8 protein-coding genes are annotated in these 9,229 nt (G+C 66.3%); 5 read left to right on the top strand and 3 right to left on the bottom strand.

Annotation, left to right across the window (positions count from 1 at the left end; all coding sequences use genetic code 11):
- Positions 1 to 114 precede the first annotated feature (114 nt).
- Complete coding sequence (locus AC1DDA_RS18350; RefSeq protein WP_476796813.1) at positions 115 to 708, top strand: branched-chain amino acid ABC transporter permease; 594 nt, start codon at positions 115 to 117, stop codon at positions 706 to 708.
- Positions 709 to 736: 28 nt separating this feature from the next.
- Here AC1DDA_RS18350 and AC1DDA_RS18345 read toward each other — a convergent pair whose 3' ends face one another.
- Positions 737 to 1,459 (bottom strand): GntR family transcriptional regulator, encoded by a 723-nt coding sequence (locus AC1DDA_RS18345; RefSeq protein WP_476796812.1) that lies wholly within the window; start codon positions 1,457 to 1,459, stop codon positions 737 to 739.
- Positions 1,460 to 1,795: 336 nt separating this feature from the next.
- Here AC1DDA_RS18345 and AC1DDA_RS18340 point away from each other — a divergent pair, with 336 nt between their 5' ends.
- The 4 genes from AC1DDA_RS18340 (at position 1,796) to AC1DDA_RS18325 (ending at position 7,731) form a co-directional block, all read left to right on the top strand.
- Positions 1,796 to 3,079 (top strand): ABC transporter substrate-binding protein, encoded by a 1,284-nt coding sequence (locus AC1DDA_RS18340; RefSeq protein ID WP_476796811.1) that lies wholly within the window; start codon positions 1,796 to 1,798, stop codon positions 3,077 to 3,079.
- 70 nt (positions 3,080 to 3,149) lie between these two features.
- Positions 3,150 to 5,447 (top strand): molybdopterin guanine dinucleotide-containing S/N-oxide reductase, encoded by a 2,298-nt coding sequence (locus AC1DDA_RS18335; RefSeq protein WP_476796810.1) that lies wholly within the window; start codon positions 3,150 to 3,152, stop codon positions 5,445 to 5,447.
- 80 nt (positions 5,448 to 5,527) lie between these two features.
- Positions 5,528 to 6,757, top strand: coding sequence for an NAD(P)/FAD-dependent oxidoreductase (locus AC1DDA_RS18330; RefSeq protein WP_476796809.1), 1,230 nt, complete (start codon positions 5,528 to 5,530; stop codon positions 6,755 to 6,757).
- A gap of 2 nt (positions 6,758 to 6,759) precedes the next feature.
- Positions 6,760 to 7,731 (top strand): ornithine cyclodeaminase family protein, encoded by a 972-nt coding sequence (locus AC1DDA_RS18325; protein WP_476796808.1) that lies wholly within the window; start codon positions 6,760 to 6,762, stop codon positions 7,729 to 7,731.
- A gap of 3 nt (positions 7,732 to 7,734) precedes the next feature.
- Here AC1DDA_RS18325 and AC1DDA_RS18320 read toward each other — a convergent pair whose 3' ends face one another.
- On the bottom strand, positions 7,735 to 8,151 hold the full coding sequence (locus AC1DDA_RS18320) for a MarR family winged helix-turn-helix transcriptional regulator (protein WP_476796807.1): 417 nt from the start codon (positions 8,149 to 8,151) through the stop codon (positions 7,735 to 7,737).
- A gap of 175 nt (positions 8,152 to 8,326) precedes the next feature.
- A complete protein-coding gene (locus tag AC1DDA_RS18315) occupies positions 8,327 to 9,118 on the bottom strand; it encodes a cyclase family protein (RefSeq protein WP_476796806.1) in 792 nt (263 codons plus the stop codon).
- Positions 9,119 to 9,229 lie beyond the last annotated feature (111 nt).

The raw sequence follows: 9,229 nt of genomic DNA, 5'->3' as shown, positions 1-9,229 counted from the left end.
TGCCTGGTCGAACGGTCAAACCGAGGGCCAGATCACCCGGCTCAAGCTCGTCAAACGCCAAATGTACGGCCGCGGCAAGATCGATCTTCTCCAAGCCCGTCTGATCGGCGCGCAATGACCCAAAGCGTCAGCAGAACTGCGTCAGACCCGATCCCCAACCCCGCCCGCGGCCTGTCCGGCTCGCCCATCGTCAACAATCTCTGCTATCTCGGGCTCGTTCTGGCGATCGTCGCGCTGGTCTATGGTGGCCTGCAGAGGATCGTCGCGTCGCCTTGGGGGCGCGTGCTGAAGGCCATCCGCGAGGACGAGATCGCCGCGCAGACGCTCGGCAAGGATGTCAGCCTGTTCCGGCTCCAGGCCTTCGTGCTGGGGTCGATGCTGATGGGGCTCGGCGGCGCGCTCTATGTCGGCTTCGTCGGCTTCGTCAGCCCCTCCGACTTCATGCCGATCCTGACCTTCCAGATCTGGACGATGCTCATCATCGGCGGGAGCGGCAACAACAAGGGCGCGATCCTGGGGGCGATCCTGGTCTGGGCGCTGTGGACCCTGATCGGCGCCGCGACAGCCCAGTTGGTTCCCGCGCAATATCAGGCCTATGGCGGAGCGCTCCAGTCCCTGGTCATCGGCCTCATCCTCGTGCTGACGCTGCTGCTGCGCCCGCGCGGCCTGATCGGCGAACGAAGCACGACGTCGCGTCACGCTGCCTGATCGAGGCCAGCCGCGACGCGATCGCGGCTCAGCTTCCTTTCCTGCGCTTCGGCGGTGAATTCTCGACTTCGTCGCGACACAGCCGGCGCAGGAGATCCTGTGTCGTCTCGATGTCGCCCTTCACCGCCTTGGCGGCGGCGCGTGCATCGCCGGCCTCGATCGCCGCCACGAGGTCGCGGTGATGGGAACTCGGCCTGTAGCTGTCCGATACGAGCAGAGGCTCGATATAGTTCGACAGCATGCGCATATAGGGGCCGAAGCGCAGCCAGAGCGTCTGGATGAACTGCACCACCACGGGCGAGCCGCAGCTGTCGTAGACGGCGAAGTGGAATTCCTGGTTCCGGCCGAGCATCTTGGCGAGGTTGCGCTCGGCCGTGGCCGCCTCATGCTCCAGCATCAGCGCGGCGAAGCGCTTGCGGTCTTCGGCCGTGCTGCGCTCGGTGGCGAGCTTCGCTGCAAGCGTTTCGAGCGCGATGCGCGTCAGGCACAGATCGTTCAGGCCAGCAAGACTGACGGTCGGCACCTTGGCCGATCCATTGGCGACCACGACGAGCGCATTCTCCGCGGTCAGGCGGCGCAGCGCTTCGCGCACCGGCATGTGGCTCGTCTGGAACGTCTCCGCCAGAAAGGCGATCGTCAGCGTCTGCCCGGGTTCGAAATGTCCGGACATCAGCGCATGCCGCAGCTGCCTGTAGACTCCGTCCTGGATCGTCGAGCGCGACGAGACCGGCTCAAGGAAATCGATGGCCATTCCAGATCACTTTTTGATCAAACGATGCTTCGATTTGTAGCATAGGACGCTAGCCAAGCCGGGACAAGCCGTCGCTTGGCTCCCGAGCGCGTGAAGGCTCGCTTCGTGGCGTTCGAATTAGAGATGAAAGCCAAAGTCGAACGGCGACTCTTGTACATAAAACCGCATAAATATCAGACCGATACCACACTTCCAGAGGGCGCGTGGCGGGCGCTTTACCGCATGGCGTTTGTGTGCTCTTATGATCAAATGATGCGAGATCATCGCGGGCAGCCCGACGCGTCCGGAGGGCCGTCGGGAAACCGTTTCGACCAAGGCATAAAAGAGGGGAAAGCCATGTCGAGCATAATCAGGAGCCTGCTGCTCGCCTGCGCGGTGGGTGCTGCCGGGTCAGCGCTGGCGCCGTCGCAGGTTCTGGCTCAGAGCGTGTCCTGCCCGGTCAAGATCGGCGGCGTCCTGTCGCTGACAGGATCGATGGGAGCTGTCGGCAAGAACATCGCCAACAGCGCTCAACTCGCCGTGCAGCACATCAATGCCGGCGGCGGCGTCAAGGGATGCCAGGTGCAGCTCGTGCTGCGGGACGATCAGGGGCAGCCCAATGTCGGCGTCGACGCCGCCAAGTTCCTCGTGGAGGTCGAGCGGGTCGCGGCGCTGACCGCGGCGATCTCCAGTGGCGTCACCATTCCCGTCCTGACCTCGGTTGCGGCGCCGTCCAAGATTCCGCAGATCGCCTGCTGCTCGTCCGCACCGATCCTCACGACGATGGCACAGGAAGGGAAGACCGGCGGCTTCTTCTTCCGAACCTTTCCGACCGTGAAGAACCTCGCCTACCCGCCGGCGAAAATCGCGGCCGAGCGCGGCTGGAAGCGCATCGCGATGATCTACGTCAACACCGACTATGGCACGAGCCTGGTCAAGGATTTCACGCGCGCGACCGAGGCGTTCGGCGGCAAGGTCGTCAAGACCGTCGGCTTCAACGAGAACCAGGCCTCCTACCGCGCCGAGGTCGCCTCCGCGCTTGCCGAGAAGCCGGATGCGATGTTCCTCGTCGCCTTCCCGCAGGATGGCGCAACGATCGCGCGCGAATGGATATCGCTCGGCGGCACGCAGAACCTGATCCTGAACAACGCCCTGCGCAGCCCGGACTTCGTCAAGGCGGTCGGCGAGAAATACCTCGCCAAGGCGTTCGGCACGGACAATGCCTCGGCGGCTGGACCTTCCGTCAACGTCTTCAAGGAAGCCTTCGAGGCCGAGTTCAAGGCGAGCGCGGCTGGCCCGGGCATCTACAATATCTACGACGCCGTGATGGTGCTGGGCCTCGCGATGAACATCGCCCCCGACCTCTCGGGAACCGCCATCCGCGACGCGATCCGCAAGAGCCATGCGGCGGGGGGAGAAACGGTCTCGACCGGTCCTGCCGAGTTCAAGAAGGCGCTCGCGCTGATCGCGAAGGGCGCGCCGATCAAATATCTCGGGGCGACCGGCCCGGTCGAGTTCGACGCTAACGGCGACGTCAGCGGTCCGGCCCTGGCCTGGCGTGTCGACGGCTCCAATCTCGTCATCGACCGCAGCTTCTCGACCGAAGACATGCAGAAGCTGTTCAAGCAGATCGATGGCTGACACATAGGGGGCTAGGTTCCGGACGGGCCCGGGCCGCGCTCGCGGCCCGGGCCGACCGGCTGAGAAGGCCATGACGAACTACACGCTGTCGCATTGGGGGCTCTACGAGGTCGAGCCGCGGACCGGGACCGATCCCGCCGTCGCTCCGTTCCGGCGCGATCCCGACCCGAACCCGATCGGCCTGCACCAGCTCGATCCCGCGTTGAAGCGCCTGCGGGTGCGGCGGCCAGCGATCCGCGAAAGCTGGCTGCGCGATGGACCTGGCGCGTCACCGGAGCGACGCGGGCAGGATGCTTTCGTCGAGGTACCCTGGGACGAGGCGCTCGACCTCGTCGCCTGCGAAATCGAGCGTGTCTGCAAGCGTTTCGGCAACAGCGCGATCTTCGGCGGTTCCTATGGCTGGTCGAGCGCGGGGCGTTTCCACCATGCGCAGAGCCAGGTGCACCGCTTCCTCAACGCAGTCGGCGGCTATGTCCGGCACGTCGATTCCTACAGCCTCGGCGCCGCCAATGTGGTGCTGCCACACATCGTCGCCAGCATGGACGAGCTCATGGCGAGCCACACCTCCTGGGAGGTGATGGCTGAGCATACCGAGCTATTCGTCACCTTCGGCGGGGTGCCGGTGAAGAACGCTCAGATGAACGCCGGCGGCGTCGGGCTCCACGGCGTGGCGCAGGGCCTCGCCATGATGCGGGAGGCCGGAGTGCAATTCGTCAATATCGGCCCCGTCCGCGACAATATCGGCGCAGCGCGCGCGGGAGCCGAATGGCTCCCGTGCAGGCCGAATACCGACACGGCCGTGATGCTCGCGCTCGGCTTCGTCCTGCTCTCGGAGGGCCTCGTCGATCACGACTTCCTCGATCGCTATTGCGTCGGCTTCAGCGCCTTTGCGGCCTATCTCAACGGGGTATCCGACGGCATCGCCAAGACTCCCGAATGGGCGCAGGCGATCAGTGGCGTGCCGGCCGCGACGATCGGCGCGCTGGCGCGGCGCATGGCCGCGTCGCGTACCATGCTCAATGTCTCCTGGTCGATGCAGCGCGCCAGCCATGGCGAGCAGCCGTTCTGGGCGGTGATCTCGCTGGCAGCCATGCTCGGGCAGATCGGTCGCCCAGGCGGCGGCTTCGGCCTCGGCTACGGCGCCGCCAATCTGGTGGGCAGCGCACATGCCAGGGTGAAGGGGCCGACACTCTCGCAAGGACGCCCCGGCATCCCCGACTTCATTCCCGTCGCACGGATCGCCGACATGCTGCTCGGGCCGGGCGAACCCTTCACCTATGACGGTGGGACCTTCGCCTATCCCGACATCCGCCTGATCTACTGGGCGGGAGGCAATCCCTTCCACCACCATCAGGATCTCAACCGCCTGAGGCGGGCCTGGCAAAAGCCGGAGACGATCGTGGTCAACGAGCAATACTGGACCGCGACGGCCAAGCGCGCCGACATTGTCCTGCCCGCTACGACGACACTCGAGCGTGACGATATCGGCTCCGCGACGCTGGAAGCCTTCCTTGTGGCGATGAAGCGCGCCATGCCTCCCGAGAACGAAGCCCGCGACGATTACGATATCTTCGCGGCGCTCTCCGCCCGGCTGGGTTGCGCCGAAACCTTCACCGAAAGCCTCGACACGATGGGTTGGCTGCGTCGCCTCTATGAGGAAAGCCGCAAGATCAACCAGGCGCGCAACATCACGCTGCCCGATTTCGAGAGCTTCTGGCGAAAGGGGCTCGTCGATCTGACGGCACATGATCGCCCTGCGACGATGCTCGCGGCCTTTGTTGCCGATCCCGAGCGCAATCCGCTGGGAACGCCGTCCGGCCGCATCGAGATCCACTCGCAGCGGGTTGCCGGCTTCGCATTGCCCGATTGTCCGGGCCACGCCGTTTGGCGGGAACCCACCGAGTGGCTTGGTGCCGAGAAGGCACAGCGCTTTCCTTTGCATCTGCTAACCGATCAGCCGGCGCGGCGGCTGCACAGCCAGCTCGATGCGAGCCCCCATAGCCGCGCCGGCAAGATCGCCGGGCGCGAGCCCGTCTATCTGAACCCGGCCGACGCTGGTGCCCGCGGCATAGCCGAGGGGCAAATCGTCGAGCTTTTCAACGATCGCGGCCGCTGCCTGGCCGGGGCGATCCTGAGCGACGAGATCATGCCGGGCGTCGCGCGCCTGTCTACCGGTGCCTGGTACGACCCCGATCCCGCGACGGGTCTCGACCGGCACGGCAACCCGAATGTGCTGACGCTTGACGAGCCGGCCTCGACCTTGTCCCAGGGCTGCAGCGCGCAAAGCTGCCTCGTCGAGATCGCACCCTGGACGGGGGAGGTCCCCCCTGTCGCCGCCTTCGATCTGCCGGAGTTCACGACGCGATGACGCCAGCGAGGCGATACGAGCCGGGGACGCCACAATACCGAAGGACGGTCTGGTGGAGCACGGCTGCACCGCGACCGCAGTTGAGCCCGCTCCGGGCCGATATCACTGCGGATATCGCTATCATCGGTGCCGGTTTTACCGGCCTGACCGCGGCGCTGCATCTTGGCCGGACAGGTGCCAGGGTGGTCGTGCTGGAGGCCGACGCAATCGGCTCGGGGGCCAGCGGCCTGAACGCCGGATTCGTTGTCCCGAACTTCGCCAAGGCCGACCCGGCCGCCGTCATCGCGCGGCTCGGACGCGAGCGCGGAGAGCGCCTCCTCGCCATGATCGGCGCCGGAGCCGAACGGGTTTTCGCGACGATCCGAGACCATGACATAGCTTGCGACGCCGAACAGGTCGGCTGGATGCAAGTCGCCCATTCGCCGGCGATGGCGGAGGTGCTCTCGCGCCGAGCCGAAGCCTGGCAGGATCTCGGCAGGCCGGTCGTCATGCTGGACGAGGCGAGAGCGCGCAGCCGTTCCGGCCTGCAGCATTGCGCCGGAGCCCTGTTCGACGCGAGCGGCGGCATGCTCCATCCCCTGAATTATGCCTATGGCCTCGCTGGCGCGGCGATCGCCGCCGGGGGGCAAATCCATGAGGGCTGTCCAGTGGACAGCGTCGAGCGTTCGGGAAGCGGTTGGCGCCTCGTCTGCGGCGAGCGCAAGGTTCAAGTCGGACAGGTCCTGCTCTGCACCAACGCCTTCGAGCAGGGCGCGGCGCGCCGTCTCGGCCGGTCGACCGTGCCGCTCACGGTCTATCAGGTTGCTACGCAGCCGCTCGACGAGGCGACCGTCCGCAGGATTTCGCCCCGCCGGAATCCCGTGGCCGATACGCGTGCGAACCTGCTGACTTACCGGCTCGACCGGGATAATCGCCTGATCAGCGGCGGCATGGCGATGCTGCCGGTCCGGGCCGAAGAGCGCATGGCGCGCATGATCGTCGCGCGCCTCCAGCGTGAGCTCGCCCTGCCGGAAAGGCCCGAGGCCGCTTTCGTCTGGCGCGGCACCGCAGCGATGACGACCGATTTCCTGCCGCATCTCTACGAATTTGGTCCGGGTTTCCTCGGCGGCATCGGCTGCAATGGGCGCGGTATCGCACTGACCGCCATGCTCGGCGAGGTCATGGCCGCAGCCGCGGGAGGCGCCCGGCTCCAGGATCTGCCGATCGGTTTGGCGCATCCGGGCGGGATTCCCTTCCGCACGCTCGCCGTGGCCGCGCCGTCCTTCGCGATCGCTCAGGCGCGCTGGCAGGACAAGCAGGCGGGGCTCTGACGGTGCTGATCCTCGATGGAATGGACGTTCGCGCCGCGCTCACGATGGAGGATTGCATCGAGGCGGTGCGCGAGGCGCTGCAAACCTTCGCGCGCGGAGACTGCGAGCAGTTTCCGCGCTTCCAGCTCAAGCCGGGGACGGACGGGCCGCTGATGGGGCTGATGCCGGCGTTTCAGGGCGGTGACGCGCCGATCTGGTGCCTGAAGGACGTGCTGGTCGCGTCGGGCAACCGCGCACGCGGCCTCGACAGTCATCAGGGCGCCATCCTGCTTCATGACGGAACGACGGGCGAACCGCTGGCGCTCGTCGACGCGACCGCTGTCACGGCCTTGCGGACGGCGGCCACCAGCGCGGTCGCGACGCTGGCCCTGGCACGCCCGGACGCTCTGAGGATCGCGATCCTCGGAAGCGGAACGCAGGCTCGTTCCCATATCGAAGCCCTGCGCTTCGTCCTGCCGCAGGCCGAGATCGTCATCTGCGCCCGCTCTCCCCAGCAGGCCGAGAAACTGGCCGAGGAAACCGGGTGCCGCCTGGCCTCGAGCATCGAAAGTGCCGTCGTCGAAGCGGACATCATCTGCACGGTCACGGGCGCCCGCGAGCCCCTGCTGCGGCTCGATTGGCTCAAGGCCGGTTGCCACGTCAACGCCGTCGGCGCGAGTTCGCCCCAGGCGCGTGAGCTCGGCTCGGACATCGTCTCGTCAGCGGAGTTCTTTGTGGATTCGCGGGCGCAGGCGATGGTCGAGTGTGGGGAATTGCTGCTGCCGATGCGAGAAGGGGTGATCGGCGAGGATCACGTCCGCGCCGAGATCGGCGAGGTTCTGGTCGGTTCCCGGGCGGGCCGGTCCGGCCCCGAAGCGCTGACGGCCTTCAAATCCCTCGGCATGGCCATCGAGGACATGGCGGCGGCCGTTTGCGCCCTTCGCAAGGCGCAGGCCTTGGGTATCGGGCAACAGATTCGCTGGCGCCCCGGCTGATTGTCAGCGGGCGAGGTTGGCGAGGAGCTTGTGCAGGGTCGCGGCAAAGGCCGCGAACTCCGTCTCGTCGACACCGTCCATCAGGTCCGCATGCATGGCCAGCATCGTCGGCCAGAACTGCTGGAAGAAGGCAGCTCCGGCGGCGGTAATGGCGATGCTGCGCACGCGCCCGTCCTGTTCATGAATCTGGCGGCTGACGAAGCCCTGCCTCTCCAGCGCGTCGAGCGTGCGACTCATGGTCGATTGCTCGGTCGCGGCATGCTGGGCGAGTTCGTTGACCGTCAGCGAGGGGTAGATGCTCAGGACCGCGAGCGCGCGCATCTTCGTGGTCGTGAGGCCGAACCCGCGGACGGCCTGGAGCATGCGCGCATTCCACAGCATCGCGGTGCGATTGATCAGATAGGGCGCGAAATTCTCCAACCCGAATTCCCCGATGGTCGGAGGACGGTGCCGGGTCGCGTCGCCCGGGACGGCCCGCCGGGTAGCGGGCCGCGAAGCGTTCTTGCGTTTGACGTCACTGGCCAAGAAATCGGGTCCGCATGCTCAAGCTTGACGGCATAGGTACCGGAGTTTCCGGCGCAGGCAACCCCGGCACTCAGCCCGCCGGGGTCAGCGCCAGAACGCGCACCGGGCTACCTGATCCGCCGACGATCTTCAAAGGCGCTACCAGCAGGAGCGCGCCCTTCGGCGGCAGCTTGTCGAGATGACAGAGGCTGGCGAGCCCGTATTTGCCCTGGCCAAGCATTAGCGCATGCGCCGGGAAGGGCGGCTCGAAAGCGGCGGCACCACCAGCATCGGTGCCCACGCATTCGCTGCCGAAGCCGATCGCACCCCGCGACAGGAGATATTCGATGCAGTCGACGCTCGGACCGGGCGAATGCGGGCCGTTTTCGTCCGCATTGAGGAACGCCTGGGCATTCGTGTTGCGGTGGTGCCAATCCGAGCGCATCAGCACCCAGGAACCGGGCTCGATCTCGCCATGCTCGGCTTCCCAGGCCCGCACGCCTGCGGCCGTCAGCAGGAAGTCGGGATCTTCCGCAACGGCGCGGCTGCAATCGATCACCACGGCGGGGGCCACGAAATCGCGCGGCGGCAGCTTGTCGGTCGTGTTGTCTGGCCGGTCCTTGCCGGAGATCCAGTGACTGGGCGCGTCGAAATGTGTGCCGGTATGCTCGCCCAGCTCCATCCAGCCCCAGGCCCACCAGGGACCGTTGCCGTCATAGGCCGAGATCTCGTGCATCTTGAAACGCGGCGTGTTCTTGCCGAACTGGGGCGGCAGATAGAGCACCGGCGTGTCCGGCCCGAGCGGCGCGGTGAGATCCACCACAGATATGGCGCCCGACGCGATGGCCGTGGCGACGCCCGAGATCAGCGCCGAAGCGTTCATGTCAGCATCCCCTTTTTTCTGTCTCGCGGCCGACAGCATGCAGGCCACCGGGCGATTGTCGCCGATAAATATGATAATGCAAATAAATTCGACAAATCGCGCGACAATGGC

Source organism: Allobosea sp. 10N428, from assembly GCF_056394545.1.
The sequence above is the reverse complement of the archived record's forward strand: the minus strand, read 5'-3'. Positions and strand labels throughout refer to the sequence as shown.